The sequence below is a fragment of the Paenibacillus sp. GM2 genome (genome assembly GCF_900069005.2).
GTDB lineage: Bacteria > Bacillota > Bacilli > Paenibacillales > Paenibacillaceae > Fontibacillus.
Window position 1 is genome coordinate 2600021 of sequence record NZ_LN831279.1, and the last position, 18684, is coordinate 2618704.

Annotated in this window: 15 protein-coding genes and 1 pseudogene; 6 read left to right on the top strand and 10 right to left on the bottom strand. The window is 49.1% G+C overall.

The annotated features are described in order from the left end of the window. Window positions 1-23 precede the first annotated feature (23 nt). Window positions 24-1214 carry a coenzyme F420-0:L-glutamate ligase gene (locus BN1360_RS21575; protein ID WP_068781933.1) on the top strand — a complete coding sequence of 397 codons (1191 nt, stop codon included), beginning with the start codon at window positions 24-26 and terminating at the stop codon, window positions 1212-1214. A 64-nt stretch (window positions 1215-1278) separates the two neighbouring features. On the opposite strand, the gene BN1360_RS21580 is transcribed toward BN1360_RS21575, so the two are convergent. Next, the gene (locus BN1360_RS21580; RefSeq protein ID WP_068781934.1) at window positions 1279-2190 is read right to left on the bottom strand and encodes a helix-turn-helix transcriptional regulator; all 912 of its coding nucleotides are present in this window, start codon (window positions 2188-2190) and stop codon (window positions 1279-1281) included. A gap of 73 nt (window positions 2191-2263) precedes the next feature. Between BN1360_RS21580 and BN1360_RS21585 the strand changes: the two genes are divergently transcribed. Then, the gene (locus BN1360_RS21585) at window positions 2264-2803 is read left to right on the top strand and encodes a dihydrofolate reductase family protein (RefSeq protein WP_068781935.1); all 540 of its coding nucleotides are present in this window, start codon (window positions 2264-2266) and stop codon (window positions 2801-2803) included. Window positions 2804-2808: 5 nt separating this feature from the next. Here BN1360_RS21585 and BN1360_RS21590 read toward each other — a convergent pair whose 3' ends face one another. The 9 genes from BN1360_RS21590 to BN1360_RS21635 form a co-directional block, all read right to left on the bottom strand. Next, the gene (locus BN1360_RS21590; RefSeq protein ID WP_068781936.1) at window positions 2809-3498 is read right to left on the bottom strand and encodes a YdeI/OmpD-associated family protein; all 690 of its coding nucleotides are present in this window, start codon (window positions 3496-3498) and stop codon (window positions 2809-2811) included. Window positions 3499-3600: 102 nt separating this feature from the next. Beyond that, entirely contained in the window at window positions 3601-4425 is an 825-nt protein-coding gene (locus BN1360_RS21595; protein ID WP_068781937.1) for a Cof-type HAD-IIB family hydrolase, read from the bottom strand. 1701 nt (window positions 4426-6126) lie between these two features. Next, window positions 6127-6996 (bottom strand): PHP domain-containing protein, encoded by an 870-nt coding sequence (locus BN1360_RS21605; protein WP_068781938.1) that lies wholly within the window; start codon window positions 6994-6996, stop codon window positions 6127-6129. Window positions 6997-7367: 371 nt separating this feature from the next. Further along, the gene (locus tag BN1360_RS21610; protein WP_068781939.1) at window positions 7368-8273 is read right to left on the bottom strand and encodes a selenium metabolism-associated LysR family transcriptional regulator; all 906 of its coding nucleotides are present in this window, start codon (window positions 8271-8273) and stop codon (window positions 7368-7370) included. Window positions 8274-8420: 147 nt separating this feature from the next. Beyond that, on the bottom strand, window positions 8421-8858 hold the full coding sequence (locus BN1360_RS21615) for a hypothetical protein (RefSeq protein ID WP_068781940.1): 438 nt from the start codon (window positions 8856-8858) through the stop codon (window positions 8421-8423). A 249-nt stretch (window positions 8859-9107) separates the two neighbouring features. After that, a complete protein-coding gene (locus BN1360_RS21620; RefSeq protein ID WP_068781941.1) occupies window positions 9108-9371 on the bottom strand; it encodes a YlbG family protein in 264 nt (87 codons plus the stop codon). Between the two features lie 83 nt (window positions 9372-9454). Continuing rightward, window positions 9455-9898: a YlbF/YmcA family competence regulator gene (locus BN1360_RS21625; RefSeq protein ID WP_068781942.1), complete on the bottom strand. Its 444-nt coding sequence runs from the start codon at window positions 9896-9898 to the stop codon at window positions 9455-9457. A gap of 128 nt (window positions 9899-10026) precedes the next feature. Next, entirely contained in the window at window positions 10027-11856 is a 1830-nt protein-coding gene (locus BN1360_RS21630) for a helicase-associated domain-containing protein (protein WP_068781943.1), read from the bottom strand. Further along, window positions 11853-13586 (bottom strand): DNA repair helicase XPB, encoded by a 1734-nt coding sequence (locus BN1360_RS21635; protein ID WP_068781944.1) that lies wholly within the window; start codon window positions 13584-13586, stop codon window positions 11853-11855. The genes BN1360_RS21630 and BN1360_RS21635 overlap by 4 nt, the downstream gene beginning before the upstream one ends. A gap of 392 nt (window positions 13587-13978) precedes the next feature. Here BN1360_RS21635 and BN1360_RS21640 point away from each other — a divergent pair, with 392 nt between their 5' ends. The 4 genes and pseudogenes from BN1360_RS21640 (at window position 13979) to BN1360_RS21655 (ending at window position 18663) form a co-directional block, all read left to right on the top strand. Beyond that, window positions 13979-15514 carry a flavocytochrome c gene (locus tag BN1360_RS21640; protein ID WP_068781945.1) on the top strand — a complete coding sequence of 512 codons (1536 nt, stop codon included), beginning with the start codon at window positions 13979-13981 and terminating at the stop codon, window positions 15512-15514. A gap of 203 nt (window positions 15515-15717) precedes the next feature. Beyond that, window positions 15718-16038 carry an ArsR/SmtB family transcription factor gene (locus tag BN1360_RS21645; protein ID WP_068781946.1) on the top strand — a complete coding sequence of 107 codons (321 nt, stop codon included), beginning with the start codon at window positions 15718-15720 and terminating at the stop codon, window positions 16036-16038. A 25-nt stretch (window positions 16039-16063) separates the two neighbouring features. Continuing rightward, window positions 16064-17722 (top strand): annotated as a pseudogene (locus BN1360_RS21650) (SulP family inorganic anion transporter); the annotation flags it as partial. A gap of 290 nt (window positions 17723-18012) precedes the next feature. Further along, a complete protein-coding gene (locus BN1360_RS21655) occupies window positions 18013-18663 on the top strand; it encodes a lysoplasmalogenase (RefSeq protein ID WP_069188400.1) in 651 nt (216 codons plus the stop codon). The last annotated feature ends 21 nt before the right edge of the window (window positions 18664-18684 follow it).

Here is an 18684-nt window from a genome sequence, read left to right on the forward strand (position 1 = left end):
ATAGCTTACGAGGAGCGATACTATTGGAAAGAGTAGTTGGAACTGTAGTCAGAGGCCTGCGCTGCCCGATTATCAATCAGGGAGACAGCATTGAGACAATCGTCGTGGACAGCGTACTGAGGGCTTCCGAAATCGAAGGCTTTGAAATTGGTGATAAAGACATCGTGACGATCACTGAATCGATCGTAGCGCGTGCCCAGGGCAATTACGCAACCATCGATCATATCGCAAAGGATGTTAATGCTAAATTCGGCGATGACACGATCGGAGTTATCTTCCCCATTCTCAGCCGTAACCGCTTTGCCATCTGTCTGCGAGGCATCGCTAAAGGCGCCAAAAAAGTCGTACTAATGCTTAGCTACCCGTCTGACGAAGTCGGAAATCATCTGGTCGATCTGGACCTGCTCGATGAAAAAGGCGTCAATCCATGGACGGATGTGCTGACCGAACAGCAATTCCGCGAGCATTTCGGATATAATAAGCATACTTTTACCGGTGTGGATTACATCGACTATTATAAATCGCTGGTTGAAGAATACGGCGTTGAATGCGAGGTCATCTTCTCCAACAACCCGAAGACGATTCTGAATTACACCAAGAGCGTCTTGACCTGCGACATTCACACCAGATTCAGAACAAAGCGGATCTTAAAAGCAAATGGTGCAGACAAAGTCTTCAGCCTGGACAATATCCTGGCTGAATCTGTGGACGGCAGCGGATTTAATGAGTCTTACGGCTTGCTTGGCTCCAATAAATCCACCGAGAGCAGCGTGAAGTTGTTCCCGCGCAATTGTCAGCCGATTGTGGATAAGATTCAATCCGTACTCAAAGACAAGACCGGGAAACAGGTAGAAGTTATGGTTTACGGAGACGGTGCGTTTAAAGATCCTGTGGGCAAGATCTGGGAACTGGCCGATCCGGTTGTATCCCCGGCTTACACGGCAGGTCTGGACGGTACGCCCAACGAAGTAAAATTGAAGTACCTGGCTGATAATAACTTCTCTCATCTGAGAGGGGAAGAACTGCAGCAAGCGATCGCCGAGTACATTAACAATAAAGAATCCGATCTTGTTGGCGCTATGGAATCGCAGGGCACTACGCCAAGAAAGCTTACCGACCTGATCGGTTCCCTGTCCGACCTGACCTCAGGCAGCGGCGACAAAGGTACGCCTGTCATCTATATTCAGGGCTATTTCGATAATTACACGAAATAATAAACAGAACCGCCCGGCGTCGAACGCCGGACGGTTTTTTTGTGTCGGCAGGTCATTCAGAGCTTCAGAAATCCTGCCGATATGGGGCCAAACTGCTCTCCAGCAATTCCCTCACAAACTCCCGCAATGGTTTCGGCTGCACAACCTCCGCCTCAGGCCCGTAAGCGAGCAGCCTGCGGGCCATAAACGGAAATTCCTCCGGTGGGACCCATCCTCTCCACTCATGATCCTTCACCAGCTTGAAGACCAGATCTGACTGGGCCAGCCTTGCCCCGAAATCGGTAAAGCGCACCGTCACTTCTGTCTTCTCCCTATTATCTGTTGAGACTAGCCATTCCTTCAGTGTAGGTACGGAAGTACCCGTATCCTGGAGGATTGATAATTTCTGCATTCGATCGAGCCGGTATAACAGCACCCGCTCACGCTTTTGGGCCGGCATATACCAGTAACCATGCTCATAATAAATGCCAATCGGATAAGCTTCCACTTCCTTCAGCCCGCTGCGTGATGCGTAAGTGAATGCGATCTGTTTTTTCTCCATGGCAGCATGGATGATCTGTGTTGTCAGCGCTTCCGGCTGCTCAGCGTGATTTTGTAAAAATGCAATATGTTGGCTCATTTCGCTGATCCGATCCTGGACATCGCTTGGCAAGCTGGAGAAATAGTGATCAGACAGCTGATCGCGTATGGAACCGTAAGGAAAGTCAGGCACCTGCTGCAAGTACTCCATCATCATGAACAGGCCAAACGCCTCATGCTCAGTAAGCTGCAAAGGAGGCAAAATCCGATTTGGCAGAACCCGGTAGCCGCCGTTGGCACCCACCTCAGTATATAAAGGGAAGCCCAGCTGCTGTAAATAATCGAGATCCCGCTGAATGGTACGGACCGATACGTCAAATCGTTCAGCCAGTTCACGAGCTGTAAATTTCTTTCTGGCGTCCAACAGACGCATAATCATCAGTCTGCGTTGATTCAATCGCCTCACCTAATTACGTCAAGTTTTGTCATAATTATAATATAACATAGTCCATAGAAAGGAGCGATAGCAAATGAATAACAATAAAGTCGTGTTATACCTTGCAATAAGCTTGGACGGTTACATTGCCAGAAATGACGGTAGCGTTGATTGGCTGTTTGATGTAGAAGGGGACGGAGGTGATAACGGGTATAGCAAATTTTACCATACAGTGGGCACGGTAGTGATGGGGCGGCTTACGTATGACGAAGTGCTCAAGTTGGCCGATGAATTCCCTTACGCAGATAAACCATGTTATATCTTGTCCCGGACAGAGCAACCTCCGGCCCCACATGCAACATTTACGAATGAGGCCCTGGATACGCTGATCCCGCGCTTAAAAGCCGATTCGGAAGGCAATGTCTGGCTTGTTGGTGGCGGACAGCTTGCAGCCGCCTTCCTGGAAGCCGGTTTACTGGATGAGCTCCATATCACCCTTACTCCCAAAATCCTCGGGGAAGGAATTCCGCTGTTTCCCCAAGGAACGGTGCCAAGCACTTTGCGCTTAAAGCAGATAGGGCAGATGGGGCAGTTCGTTTCGTTAATCTATACAACCCAGACAGCAGGTTTATAACAAACTCAAGATTGGGCTTGGGCCTGGCGGTATAGCTCGCGGGTCTTGTAACCCGCCCGAAGGATCATCTTCATCTCCTCGCGGCGCTTCGCCACCGTCTCCTCCTGCTTCGCACTGTAGACATAACGTGCCCAATCTTTATGATATCCCGGGGTTAGCGAGCGATAGAAGCTTAGCAGCTCCGGGGTGTCCTCCAAGTCCTGTTCCACGTTCGGGATGAAACCGATGTAATCGTCCACTCGCTGACTTGATTTTGCGGATGGGCTTCCCTTGCTCTTGTTTTTGCCTTTAGCATCCTCTTTGAATCCGACGACGGTAAAGACATCATCCAGGCCGACCATCCGGGCGAATTTAATCGTGCTTGTCCCGATATAACCCTCCTCATCACTGCCAAGACCCGGGAACAGATCATCGCGATGAATGTATGTCGGATAGACCTTGTTTCCTTTCTTGGGATAAGCGGCAAAGAGATACCCCCCGCTGCTGAGATTCCGATGCTTAATAACCTGGTCAACCAGTTCCTGCAGTGATTTCATATCCAATACGAACGTGAATATAAGATCATACGCCGGGTCCCCCAGCACCGTATCATAGCCGCTTAACGCCTGCAGATAATCCGTGCCTTCCGGTTGATTTAATACCGCAACCCGTTCGTACTTGTGCAAATTCAGCTTTTCCACAATCGACTTCGACATGCTGCTTCCTCGCTTTCTTCCTCTGGTGCAGGGTACCTTCTATATTTCCCTAAAATGAATGCTCCCCATAAACCGGGGAGCATTTGCATATGCTGTCCTGTGTTATGTCGCTGGAATCAGGTCATTTAGAATAAATGATTCCACAACCTGAGCCACGCCATCATTCATATTCGTGTCTGCAACATAGTCGGCCAGCTGTTTGATCTCCTCCGGCGCATTGCCCATGGCAACGCCCAGACCGGCAAACTCAAGCATCGCTACATCGTTATATCCGTCGCCCATGGCGATAACCTCCGAGCGCTCGATTCCGAGCTGGTTAATCAAATGATTCAGGCTGGTACCTTTATTGACACCATTCTCCGTGAACTCAAGGAAAAATGGCTTCGAACGCATCACGTTCAATTTTCCGGTCAGCTTGGCTTTCAGCTTCTCTTCAACCCGTACAAGCTTGTCCGGGTTTTCGACCATCAGCACCTTCACAACAGGGACCTGAACGGCTTCGATGAAGCTTGGCACTTCGACGATCTTCATTCCGGTAATTTGCGCTTCAATATGGGTATACTCATTCGCCTGCTCCGTCACAATGTCATCGCCAACATATGTTAGCGCCGATACGCCCTCCTCCATACTCAACTCATAAAGAGCGTGAGCTGTCTCCGGAGTCAACGTGCTGCTGAACGGCTCCTCTCGCGTCTTCCAATTAATAATCTTCGCCCCGTTGAACGATAGAATATAGCTTCCGAACCGCTCCAGCTCCAATTCATCGGCCAGGGCCTTCATTGCATACGTAGGTCTCCCTGATGCCAGCACAACCTTTACGCCAGCCTTCTGCGCAGCCATTAGCGCTTGCTTGTTGCGGGGCGAGATCGTGCCATCATCGCGAAGTAAAGTATCATCCAAATCTAGTACTATCATTTTATATGTCATTCTACAGCCATCCTTTATAAGAGAGAATTCGAAAAGTCCGCTTTGGATAAAAAAAATCCATCGAGGTCAATGCATGAATGAGCGACTGTGATTCAATTCTTGCGATATAGATTTCATCAGTCCTAGCTGATTCACGTATAAATTCTATAGCTGACACGAAGTCAATCGAGAAATGACTTCGTACATCAAATTTTGAACTCACCCGGGTCAAGCAGATGCTTACGGGTAATGTTATCTACGGTGGCCTCTCAGGTGCTTAGGTGCTTAGGTTTAGGTGCTCAAGTGCTCAGGTGCTTATGTGTTCACGCACTCACTATAAGCATAGACTTCCGAAGTTGTATTCTCCGAGTGCAGCCCCGCTTCTCACGCCCTGGCTTCATTCGACTGCATTGTTTGGTAAAAACGCACACCGGAGGCACACGCTTTGGTGCTGGAAACCGGACTTTATGAACATCCATCGAAACAGGCAGTTTAAAAAGTCGTTTTGATCCCGAGGTAACTTATGAAGCATCTTCGACGTCAAAGCTTGAATTTAGTCGACCGGGCCTTCCCCTAACGAAACACGGTATCGCTATTGGAGCCCAATTGGGCTGACTAAAATTCTAACGAAACAGGGTATCGTTATTGGAGCAAATTAGGGGCTTTACGTGGGGAATTCCCCAGAATAGCGATATGGTGTTTCGTTAGATTTCATTTGCCGCTGTTTTTGCCGAAATAACGCTCTGTAGTTTCGTTAGACGCAGAGATGGCATAAACTTAGCCAGGCCTTCCCCTAACGAAACACGGTATCGCTATTGAAGCCCAATTGGGCTGACAAAAATTCTAACGAAACAGGGTATCGTTATTGAAGCAAATTAGGGACTTTACGTGGGGAATTCCCCAGAATAGCGATATGGTGTTTCGTTAGATTTCGTTTGCCGCTGTTTTTGCCGAAATAACGCTCTGTAGTTTCGTTAGACGCAGAAATGGCATAAACTTAGCCAGGCCTTCCTCTAACGAAACACGGTATCGCTATTTGAGCCCAATTGGGCTGACAAAAATTCTAACGAAACAGGGTATCGTTATTGGAGCAAATTAGGGACTTTACGTGGGGAATTCCCCAGAATAGCGATAGGGTGTTTCGTTAGATTTCGTTTGCCGCTGTTTTTGCCGAAATAACGCTCTGTAGTTTCGTTAGACGCAGAAATGGCATAAACTTAGCCAGGCCTTCCCCTAACGAAACACGGTATCGCTATTTGAGCCCAATTGGGCTGACTAAAATTCTAACGAAACAGGGTATCGTTATTGGAGTAAATTAGGGGCTTTACGTGGGGAATTCCCCAGAATAGCGATAGGGTGTTTCGTTAGATTTCATTTGCCGCTGTTTTTGCCGAAATAACGCTCTGTAGTTTCGTTAGACGCAGAAATGGCATAAACTTAGCCAGGCCTTCCCCTAACGAAACACGGTATCGCTATTGGAGCCCAATTGGGCTGACAAAAATTCTAACGAAACATAGTATCGTTATTGAAGCAAAATAGGGGCTTTACGTGGGGAATTCCCCAGAATAGCGATAGGGTGTTTCGTTAATTTTCATTTGCCGCTGTTTTTGCGGAAATAACGCTCTGTAGTTTCGTTAGACGCAGAGATGGCAGCAGCAAATCACGACGCGAGGCTCCAGCATACGATTCTGTCATTTCTACTATATCAGATATCGCTGGCATTTACCCTCTCAATTGTTGGGTAGCTTGCCTGATTCGTTCCACGGTCTCTCCTGTAACATAGCAACTGCCAAGGTCGCCATGAAATACAACGCCCTGTCTGACGCCATGATAATCCGAGCCCCCGGTTGCTATCAGATGATATTCATTGGCGATCGCTAAATATCGTTGTTCTTCCGCGGGCCCATGGTCCGAGTGATATACCTCGACTCCGGCAGGCTGGCCCGCCTCGATAATCGTACGGACTAACTCGTCATCCCCGTACAAGCCAGGATGGGCGATCACCGGAGCGCCGCCTGCTTCGCGAATCCACTCCATCGCCTGCTGTGGCGATATTCTTGGTTGTGCGGCATAGCCAGGCTTCCCTTCTGCCAAATAGCGATCAAAGGCCTCACGCATATCGCGAACATAAGCTTTGCGCACCAGCGCATCTGCAATATGTGGGCGTCCCAAGCTCTCATCCGGTCGCAGGCTGCGACCTAGACCGTCGATAACCTCTTGCAGCGTGATCGACAAGCCTAAGGCTTGAAGATTGCGGATAATCTGCTCATTGCGGGCATCACGTGTTGCACGCAGTCCGGCCAACCGCTCCAGCAGAGCGGAGTCCTCAATATTTAGCGCATAACCGAGCACATGAATATCCTTGCCGCCTGCCTGAGTGCTGATCTCAACCCCGGGTATGACATCTACGCCTATGCGCTCCCCTTCGGCCATGGCGGAAGCGATTCCGGCCACGGTATCATGGTCGGTTACCGCAAGACCAGCCAGTCCTTTCTCCTTCGCCAATCGGACATTCTCCTCCGGTGTGTTCATCCCGTCCGAAGCCCGGCTATGAGTATGTAAATCATATCGAGATTCACGAGTCTCCTTCATTACGCCTGCACATCCTCGCACATATATTTGATATCCGCTTCACCCCGCCCTGCTCCATTCATCTGCGTCATAGAACATGTGCTGGAAGCGAATTGCCCTTTATAATAGATTTTTAGTTGCTCTAACGGCAGATCAACCATCCGCTTAGCTATGCTACAGAACTGTGACACATTCTAACGGAAATAGAGGACGTTAAATAGAGAAAATAAAGATTCCGGAAACTCTAAGGGAAATGAGCGACCTTATATCCTAAAAATACGGCGAATCAGACATAGTAGGCAGCCAATAGCGCACCAGGTTTCCGTTAGAGTTCGATAACCCCGGCTATGACAATCAATATGTCAATCTATCAATATGTCCATAACTAACCTCTACAGCAACTGTCCGTATTCTCTCAAAAAAGTGAGAAAAGTAACCGCCGGAACCGGCAGCAAAGCCGACTTCAAATGAACCGAGTAGAATTGCCGTTTAAACTCCGCATCTTCGATATCGACTACTTTCAGCAGCCCCAGCGCTTGTTCATGCTTCACTGAGGAAGGGGAGATGATCGTAATGCCAATCCCTGCTTCCACCGCAGACTTCACCGCCCCTGTGCTTCCCAGCTCCATCACGGATTCGATCCGCTCTGGTTCAAAGCCTCTATACGTCAGTTCCGACTCCATCACCTGCCGTGTTCCCGAGCCCTTCTCCCTTAATACGAAGGGATAGCTGACCACTTCCTGGAGCGCCACCCGCTCCCGCCCGGCCAAGGGATGCCCGGCCGGCACGATCAGCTTCAGCTCATCTTCCATCACAGGCTCAAAGCTTAGATCCGGATGCTGAATCGGCGCTTCTACTAATCCAAAATTCAATTGATGACCGACGATCTCATCGATGATTTGCGTCGTATTCATGACTTTGAGTGCAATCGAAATATGAGGATACTGGCTGGCAAAAGGACCTAGCAGCCTCGGAAGTACATATTCCCCGATCGTCAGACTGGCTCCCAGCTGCAGCCTGCCCTCCAACATAAAGTTAAGCCGCGACATCGCCTTCTCGGCATCCCGCATCAGCTCGATGCTTCGCTTCGCATAAGGATACAGCGTCTGACCTGCCTCCGTAAGCTCAACTCTTTTCGTGGAGCGCACCAGCAGCTTGCTGCCGAAGTAATCCTCCAGCGATTGAATCTGCATCGTTACCGCAGGCTGTGTCATATGCAATGCCTGGGCAGCCGCCGAGAAGCTCCCCCGTTCGGCGACGGTATAAAAAATATGTAATTGATGAAAATTTAAAGCCACCGCGATCTCCCCCCTTTTCTTACAATAGCATGGCGCTCATTACAAAAAAAGGGGCCGTCCCTCCAGCAGGTTAACGGCCGAAGGATGGCTCCTAACAAATTTGTTCCACTAGCGCATACAGCTGACCGTCTCCTGTGTCACAAAGCCTTATTTCCGCTTACGGCTATTTTTCATCAAGGTCATACGCCGCGAATGGCGAAGCCAGGAATAATACGATTTCAAATCACGAAGCTCAATCGTCTCCGACATCAAGCCAAGAAAGGTCACGACAATCATACGATGCAGCGGTCGACCCGCTAGATCGAATTCTCCGGTTAACTCACTGAATTCAGCGACCATAACGATGTCATCATCCACAAGATATACATCTTCTTCTTTTCTATAATAAGGGGTTATCCGCCCTTGCTTCAGGCGTTCCCACAGCCAAAGAGCGATATCTTCATACCGGGCCTTGGCATCTTTAATACGATCCTCGTACCTAACCTTGGCATGATTGGTTATCACGATATCAGCGATTCTTTTATCGCCCAGAGGAACATGGAAAGCTTCATAGGTTCCCCACCGTTCTGTAGCCTTGTCTCTCATGCCGCACCTCGCATCGATAGGACTTTATAACTATGTATATTTGCCTATTATATTACATTATAACCTATAATTCTACAAGGCAGGTAACTGTATGAAATCCACGGATAAGGTAAAAGGATATAGATCTTTCCTACTATTATTAGTTTTTCTGAATTATTGACAAAATAAAAAACAGCGGCACGAATCTGCCGCTGCTTCTATAAATCATCTCTTTAGAATCACAATCGCTTTTCAGATCATAATTCAATTCTACAAGCCGTAGAATTGGGTCTTATCCGGAACGTCCTTGCTGTATTCCGTTTTAATCTCGTTGCGATACGAACGCTCGATTTTGCGCACATAAGGAAGACGGCGAATATTCTTGATCGTATCCTCGGCACGCTCCGCGTTCACATACATCACAACATAATGCATCCGTCGGGATAAGTAATGCACGCTCCCGTATTTCTCCAAATTTCTAGCCGCCTTCAAATCGTTTACCCAAATAATGTAGCCTGTACGCTCCGGAAACATGCTTCCTCTCCTTTCGATTGATTCTATGCAGGTGCCACACCGCTCAAAGTGCGGCAACCTTCAATCGTTGCTTTGTACAGCTGTTATCCGCAGCTGCATTTCCCGCCGCTCCCGCAACCGCATCCGTCTGAAGGATTCGGATCATTGCTTGGCACCTTAATTGTATCAGAAACCGAATAAGCAATGATCTCTGACATTTGATGCAAAATACCATCAAGCTCAGCCTCGGCTGCCTTGAACTTGCTTACTGCTTCGAACTGTTCCAGTTCGAGTTCCACCGCCTTAACCCGATCCTTTGCTTCATGATAGTTGGGGTGGAAATGTCCGAACCGCTGAGTCTCCTCGAACAGTTCCTTTTGTGCGTTCAGCTTCCGGACAAGAGCCTGAATCTCCGCACTTTCATCCACACGCTGCTTCCAATATAAATAATCGGAGACGGCGGTAGAGTTATTTATCATATCGCCCAATTCATAGGCGTATGTTAGCACTTCGGCCATATCAACCGTAACTCGCTCAGTTACGCTCATGAATGATCAACTCGATTCTATGCAATTATATGCCGACAAGTCATTTCATCCGTCCTACTGCGACTTCCTTCATTAACTATAGTCGACGAAATAATCATATCATACTCTCTGCCTGAGCGAAAAGGGGCTTATATTTCCGGAAGAAGAATACGCATCTCTTCCCATTGCTCCGGCCCTAGCGAAACTTGACGTTGCGCCTTATCCGAGTCCTTCCTGTCTGGAGGCATGAGCAGACCATGAATGCGCCAATTCTCATCTCCCTCCAGCCGCTCGGGAATCAGTTCCACCAGCTGCTCGTCCATTCGCAATATGATCTTCGTATCCCACTCCAGGGCCTGCTGAGCGATCTTCCGCGCGGTAGAAGGATGGTATTTCCTTAATTCCTTCAACCACACTGCGGGAATATCCTGCATTCCGGGGAATAATTGATCCCGTTTGGGTATGGATATGTCCCGTTCATAGAATTGGTAATCGCGGCCATTGTATATCCAGGCGGGTAGGTCAGCAAAGTCCCGATTCGGAGCCGCTTCTTGCTCCGCTATCTCCGCAGCGGCCTCCAGCCGTATATACTGCGGCTGCGATGCTTGCCCAAGGCCCGGTCTGGGCGGCGCCAGACCCAGTTCCTCCAGCGCTTTTTCCACCTTGTTCAGCTGAATGGGATCCACAATAAAAGCGAGCGGACCGATGGGCTCCAACATCTCCATCAGCTCCGGATGGGCGGTGATCCTGCCAGCCGCCTCCTCATCCTTGCAGCGAAGCAGCTGAACCTCAGCAAGGGAAGTCCGCCCCATCTCTTTGGCCCATTGCTTCAGGGAGAGCAAGACATTATCAGGAATGCCAGCCGAGCCATTGTGCAGAAAATCAATAGCTTCCTCGACCGTTCTTCCTTGCTGCGTGGCAGCAGCGATGCTGGTCCGGCTAAGCCGATAAATGGACATGACGTCCATCGTTACGCTCTCGCAATACAGTTCAAGCTCCCAACGCACCCGAAAGGAAACCTCCGGCGGTACGATAATTTCAAAATCCGGCTGAATATAGAAAAGTGCCTCAGCGGCAAGTTGAGACTCACTAACCTCACTATTCTGTTGAACAAATACCGGCTTCACACTCCAGCGAAATACAAGCTCTCCATCATGGCTCTCGCCAAGATCCATCCAGCCCATCCCGCTGAGGGCCTCCAGCCAGCTTCTCATCCATAACTGCTTATCTTCCGGCAGCTCTCCGGGGAGCATTCGCTGCTCTGTTAATGATGCGCAAACTTCACGTATGGAATACCATTGTCGCTCCGCCAAATCCGCTGCGATCAGCCGGAAGGCGAAATGGGATAGAGTAACATCATCAGGTACATAGCGTAGCAATACCTCACGAAGCAGCTTATCGTTCATCTGCTGCGCAGAACGGCCTAACCATACCGACAGCTCATGAGCATTCAGGCTCCAGGCCCCCCGCTCCTTGCGGATCAGGCCGAGCGCTAGCAGCATATCAAGCAGCACGGCGGCATGGGCCGGATATGCCTCCTGATGGGGGTAATGCAGATCAAGCCCAACAAGATCCTTCTCCGCCAGCTCAATCTGCTCCAACCATTTATTCAGCGATTTCTGGTGAATAGTTCCCTTGGCCGTAAGCGGCAGCCCATGATGGGCAATCCAAGTCAGGCTGCGGAACAAATCTGCCACAAGCCCCCGCTTGGCAGCCTGAAGCAATGTGATATTGCCAGGTATCACCCGGGCGGAATCAAGGTTGTCCCAATGGCTCCAGTAGTTAATTAATACATCCCCGGGAATGTAGTAAAGCCTGTCCCCCCAGGACTTCTTAACGGCGGCAACCCGCCCCTTGCGAAGCATGTCCGGCAGAGCTGCCCGCAGCTCTGCTCCGCTTAGGCTGTCCACTGCCGCAGCGTTCAATTTGCTTAATGTGAACGGAGCACCGGCGAATTTACGAATTATCGCTTCGATCATGCTTCCGATACCCCCTCAATACTTTTGGAGCCAACGGACTTAAAAGAATGATCCCCGTGTTCCATCATGATCGCATATTCATATCCCTGTTCGATCAGGAACAACTGTCTGCGCGCAGCAAATTCCTGCTCACGAGTTCCGTCCGAGACGAGGGTGTAAAAATACGCGGTCTCCCCATCCGCCTTCGGACGCAAAATCCGGCCAAGCCGCTGCGCCTCCTCCTGTCTGGAGCCGAAGCTGCCCGAGATTTGAATGGCTACTGCAGCATCCGGCAGGTCGATAGCAAAATTGGCTACCTTCGATACAGCCAGCACCTGAATTTGTCGGCTGCGAAAAGCCTGGAAGCACTGCTCTCGTTCGTCCTGCGGCATTCTTCCGGTAATCAATGGGATATCCAGTTCGTCCGCAACCTGGCGCAGCTGCTGTAAATACTGGCCGATGATCAAAATTTGCCGTCCAGCATGACGTTTTAACATTTCTTTTAAGACAGCGATTTTATACGGATTCTCCGCTGCAATCCTGAACTTGTCCCGGGCTCCGGCAAGATGGTAGCGCTCCTGAAGAACCGGCGGCATCGCTGCCCGGATCTCCCGGCATAACACCGTAGCGATATACCCGCGCTCCTCCATCTCCTTCCACGGTACTTCATAGCGTTTGGGCCCGATCAAAGAGAACACATCACACTCTTGGCCATCCTCACGCACCAAGGTAGCCGTCAATCCCAAACGCCGGGTCGCCTGAATATCCGCTGTCGCGCGGAATACCGGTGCCGGCAGCAGATGTACCTCATCATAAATAATCAGGCCCCAATCCCGTTCATTAAACAGCCCCATATGTTTAAAGCCTTCTTCCTTCTTGCTGCGATGCGTTAATATTTGGTAAGTAGAAACCGTAACTGCTCTAACCTGCTTCTTCTCCCCAGAATATTCACCGATCATTTCCGAAGTGAGCGTCGTCTTGTCCAGCAGCTCAGCAATCCATTGTCGTACCGAGGTGACGCTGGAGGTTAAAATCAAAGTCTCGCATTGGAACCGTTCCATAGAAGCAAGACCAATCACCGTCTTCCCTGCCCCACAGGGCAGCACAAGCACACCATTGCCTCCTGAGCCTTGCTCCTGATCCCTCGCGAACGCGGCGACGCTTTGCTCCTGATACGGTCTTAGCTTGAACATAGCCCCGTTCGAAGTAACATTTCTCAAGGTAAAGGAGAGCGATTGACCAGCATGATACCCCACCTGATCGAGCACAGGATATCCCAAACGGGCCAATTCCTGTTTTACGCTGCCGCGATAGGCAGCCGGGAGCTTTATGCGCAGCCCGCCGATGCGAGTCAGCCCGAAGGAAGACAAGCTGGGTTCGAGCTCCAACTGGTGAAAAACCTCTTCCTCCTCAGCTTCCAGCCATAACATTCCCTCCTCGCCTTCGGCAGGAAGCAGCTTTAATTTTCCATACCTTGACACCGTCACCTGAATATCTGAGATGACGGCCGGAGGAAGCGCCCACCGCGAGATCGACTCCAGGGCATTCACAATCTCTACCGCAGACTTCCCCCCGGCGGCCGCATTCCACAGCGATAGGGGGGTAATACGATATGTATGATAATTAGCCGGACTCTTCACCAGCTCAGCCATCTGTATCAATTGTGCCCGCGCTTCTTCAAAGCCGGGATGATTCTTCTCCAGCAATACCGTACCGTCCCTCTGTACAATACATGCTCCAGCGGAATTCAAGCGCTGCACCTTCCTTCATTATTTATTCTCACCCACCAGGAGCTTCTCTCCTCCCGATGGCAACTCCTAAGTTATAGCATTTCCAATCCCTCTGAAAAAAGACGAAACCTATTCATTACAACAACTATTATCATAACAAGAGATCAACTAACCTCCAAACGGTTTGTCATATATTGTATTTTATTGTTTGTGAATAAAATCACTATGTCTATTCTTATCCTATATTACAATAAGAGGGATCTTAAAGAAGCCAAATGCAAACGAAGGAGGGGATAACCGCAATGAAATGGGCCGTGAAGAACTAATCTTCCACTTCTCATTTCAAGTTACACTCTCCTTTTTTATGCGCATCTTTAAGTTCTAATAGAATAGAAAATGGAGGGGTTAAAACCATGCAGAAAAAAGCTGCAGCAATCCTGATTCTCATGTTATCTTTCGCACTCGTTATCGCAGGCTGCGGAAGCGGGAACCAGAACAAGAAAGATAATCAAGGACAGAACGACACCAAAACAGAAGAGGCCGCTGGCAATGAAGCTGTCTCAGGCGCATCGAAAATGACTTACACACCACTGGATCAGCTCCAGGACAAATACGATATCATCATTGTCGGTGCGGGCGGCGCAGGCATGTCTGCCGCACTTGAAGCCAAGAGCAAAGGCTTGAACCCTGTTATTTTTGAGAAAATGCCGGTTGCCGGCGGGAATACGCTTAAAGCGTCTTCGGGTATGAACGCGTCCGAGACGAAGTTCCAGAAGGAACAAGGGATTGAGGACAGCAATGATTTATTTTATGAGGAAACTTTAAAAGGTGGCCATGGCACCAACGACAAAGAATTGCTTCGGTTCTTCGTGGACAATTCAGCCAGCGCAATCGATTGGCTGGATTCCATCGGAATTCGATTGAATAATATTACGATCACCGGCGGCATGGGCGAGAAACGCACACACCGTCCTGAAGATGGATCCGCAGTTGGACAATACGTTGCTAACGGATTACTTAAAAATGTCCAAGAAAAGGAAATCCCGTTGTTCGTTAATGCTACTGTGAAGGAAATTACTGAAAAAGACGGCAAGGTCAACGGTGTTAAGGTTCTCTTTGATGAAAAAGATGAGAAGACCATTACTGCAGACGCTGTAGTCGTTACAACCGGCGGCTACGGCTCTAATATGGAGATGATCTCCAAAGTTCGCCCGGACTTGGAAGGCCTCGTTACTACGAATCAGGAAGGCAGCACAGGCGATGGCATTCAAATGATTGAAAAGCTTGGCGGCACGACTGTGGATATGGATCAAATCCAGGTTCACCCGACCGTACAGCAAGATAAATCGTATCTGATCGGAGAAGTGGTACGTGGTGAGGGCTCTATCCTTGTCTCTAACGAAGGCAAGCGCTTTGTCAATGAACTGGATACACGCGACAAAGTAACAGCAGCTATTAACAAACTGTCGGACAAATCGGCTTACCTTGTATTTGATTCCGGTGTGAAATCCCGCGCGAAAGCGATTGAGCAATATGAGAAGATGGGCTTTGTCCTTGCTGGCGATTCAATCGAAGCTCTAGCTAAAGAAATGGGCGTACCGGCGGATTCCTTGAAGACGACACTCGATACATGGAACAATGCCGTGAAGGACAAGAAGGACGCTGAATTTGGCAGAACAACCGGCATGGACAACGACCTGTCCAGCGGACCGTTCTACGCGATCAAAATCGGCCCTGGGATTCACTACACCATGGGTGGTGTAAAGATTAATACCAATACCGAAGTAGTAAATAAAGACGGAGAACCCATCCAAGGTTTATTTGCGGCTGGCGAAGTTGTCGGCGGATTGCATGGCGAGAACCGGATCGGCGGTAACTCCGTTGCCGAGATCATTATTTTCGGCCGTCAAGCAGGGATCAAATCGGCTGAATACGTTCAAGCACAATAAGATATTTATCAATAGCCAAAGAGCTCGAAAATCGAAATTGATTTTCGAGCTCTTTTATTTATGTAAAATCACCCATGGCATACTTTGACACTTCATGATAATATAATATATCAAGATATTTGAATATATGAATTTTTAAAGAGGTTGTTTAAAGGTCCGCTTTTGAACACACCCTTTAAGGTTTGAAAGGTGGGGGGAATTCTATGAATACCCAATTGCAAGCGTTCAAGGCTGAATTCTTCAAAGCGTTGGCCCATCCGCTTCGCATTCGTATTCTGGAGCTGCTATGTGAAGGAGGAAGAAGCGTCACTGAAATACAGACTTTGCTGGAAAGCGAAGGTTCGGCCGTATCCCAGCAGCTTAGTATTTTGCGGGCCAAAAATATCGTGGTCGGAGTCAAGCAAGGCAAGCAGGTCATGTATTCTCTGGTCGACCCTATGGTCGCCGATTTATTAGTGATTACCAAAGATATTTTCAACAATCATCTGATCCACATTATTTCTATTTACGAAGACCAGGATTGAACAATTTAAGAAAGAAGGCTCAGTTGTGAATACTCTGTTTACGGGTATTTTCAAGAAATACTCACTCAAGCAATTACAAAAAGACTTAATCGCCGGCATCGTTGTCGGCGTTATTGCGATTCCGCTTGCTATGTCCTTCGCGATCGCATCCGGCGTAAAGCCGGAGTACGGGATATACACAGCGTGCATCGCCGGGATACTGATCTCCCTGTTCGGCGGCTCCAAGTTTCAGATCGGAGGGCCGACAGGTGCTTTCGTACCGATCCTGCTCGGTGTCGTGCTCACCTACGGTTATCAGAATCTGCTGATCGCCGGCATCCTTGCTGGAATCATCTTATGTCTTCTGGGTATATTCAAATTAGGGTCATTAATCAAATTCATTCCAAGGCCTGTCACGGTCGGCTTCACCTCCGGGATCGCAGTTATTATCTTCACAGGTCAGATCGCCAACTTTCTGGGGCTTATCGGTATCGAGAAGCATGAGACCTTCATCGCAAACATGAAGGAAATCGCTATCCATATCGGCACGATAAATATATACAGCGTGATTACAGCGGTGATCTGCCTGGCGATTCTGATCATTATGCCGCGCATCATGCCCAGAATACCGGCCCCGCTCGTCGGAATCATCGTCTCCAGCCTCATTGCCGGGTGGTTATTCTCTGGCCGTATACCGACCATTGGGTCGACCTTCGGGGTTATACCAAGCACGTTGCCGAAATTCCAAATACCGTCCGTGAGCTGGGATACCCTGCAGCTCTTAATCGGCCCGGCCTTTGCAATAGCCATGCTGGGTGCTATTGAATCGCTATTATCAGCGGTAGTCGCTGATGGCCTGACCAATACGAAGCATAACAGCAACCGGGAGCTGATCGGCCAAGGGATCGCCAATATCATTACCCCGCTGTTCGGCGGGATTCCTGCTACCGGGGCAATCGCTCGTACGGCAGCTAATGTGAAGAGCGGAGCAACCTCCAAAGTGTCCGGGGTAATCCATGGAATTTTCGTTCTGCTCACCCTCCTGCTTCTGGCCCCGCTGGCTTCGCGGATTCCATTAGCAAGCATGGCGCCAATCCTTATGATCGTTGCCTGGAATATGAGTGAGCGGGCTCACTTCAAGCATATTCTCAAGATGAAATCCGGGGACTCGCTAATTCTTGTCGTCACCTTCCTGCTTACCGTCCTCACAAGCCTGACCATCGCCGTCGAAGTCGGCCTTGGGCTTGCACTGCTTCTATTCACCAAGAAAATGAGCGAAAGCGTGACGGTCAAAAAATCGCTGCCGAACCATCTCCGCGAAAAGCGCGAGAAGATCACCCAGCTATGGAACGAATCCAGCAGCGCCCCAACCATTAGTGTATATACCGTAGAAGGTCCTTTATTCTTTGGAGCAGCACAGGATTTTCATGAGACGGTCGCCAGCTATATTAAGCAGAAGCCGAAGTTTCTTATTTTGCGAATGGGCAATGTCCCTTTCATCGATACGACGGGCGAAGCTTATTTCCGCAGTATTATCCATCAATTCAGAGCTCAAGGGGGCAAGCTGTTGATCGCCGGACTGCCGCCTCATGTGAAAGAGACCCTGGTCCATAACGGGCTGTATTATACGATCGGAGGAGAGCATTTCTTTGAGCATGTGAACGAAGCAATTACTTTCTCCGTTGAGCGATTGAAGCAAGACAAATTCGATCACGTTCAATCTCTGCGGCTTTCTTGAGTACGGGAACCGATAAGCAATCGTACTCTCTTGTATGACTTACAGCATCCGATGTCCTCCAACAGGAGAGTTCGGATGCTTTTTTCATTTACAAACGGCTGAGCTTCGGAAGATATCCCATTGCAAGCGCTTGGTTGGGGCTGCATTTTCATCTGGCGGTTATCCATCTGAATGCTGAATTGTTATACTGTTTGCGCCCTCGCCCAATATATATCTGTATAGAGGATTTTATCTTCCAAGGATCCGGAGGTATCAATATGTTCAAAAAAACGCTGGCCGTGCTCATTCTCATCATGGGGCTGATCTACATCTTCGCAAGCTCTGCGCTTATTTTCAAGCTGATTCCGATGTGGCTGATTCTGCTGTACGCTTATTTGCATAGATCCCGGCTCGACAAGCGTTATGCTCTGCTTGTGATCACTGGACTTTTCTTCTGCATGCTGGGGGATGGTCTGCTCAGCTATTTTGTCATCGGGCTATCGGCTTTCCTGATTGGGCATCTGTTCTACATCGCCGCTTTCATCACGAAATGGAAGTTCTCATGGATTCGATTATGTACGATCATTCCGTTTCTGATCTATGCAGGATTTATAGCGAACCAACTGGTTCGAGCCATGCATAATACCGACAACGAGGGGCTGATTCTTCCCGTTATGATCTACTTGCTGATCATCCTGTTGATGGGTTGGTTGTCCATTATGAGCGGAAATATAGGGTCTATGATGGGCAGTACGCTATTTATTATTTCGGATTCAATCCTGGCCTGGAACAAATTCATCTCTGACGTTAGCTACTCCGGGATATTGATTATGCTAACGTATTACACAGCTCAATTCTTAATAGCCAATAGTGTGGGTCAGCGGGGACAGCAAACCGATGCTTCTAATACGAACAGCCTCGCCCGTTAAGGGCGAGGCTGTAATAACACG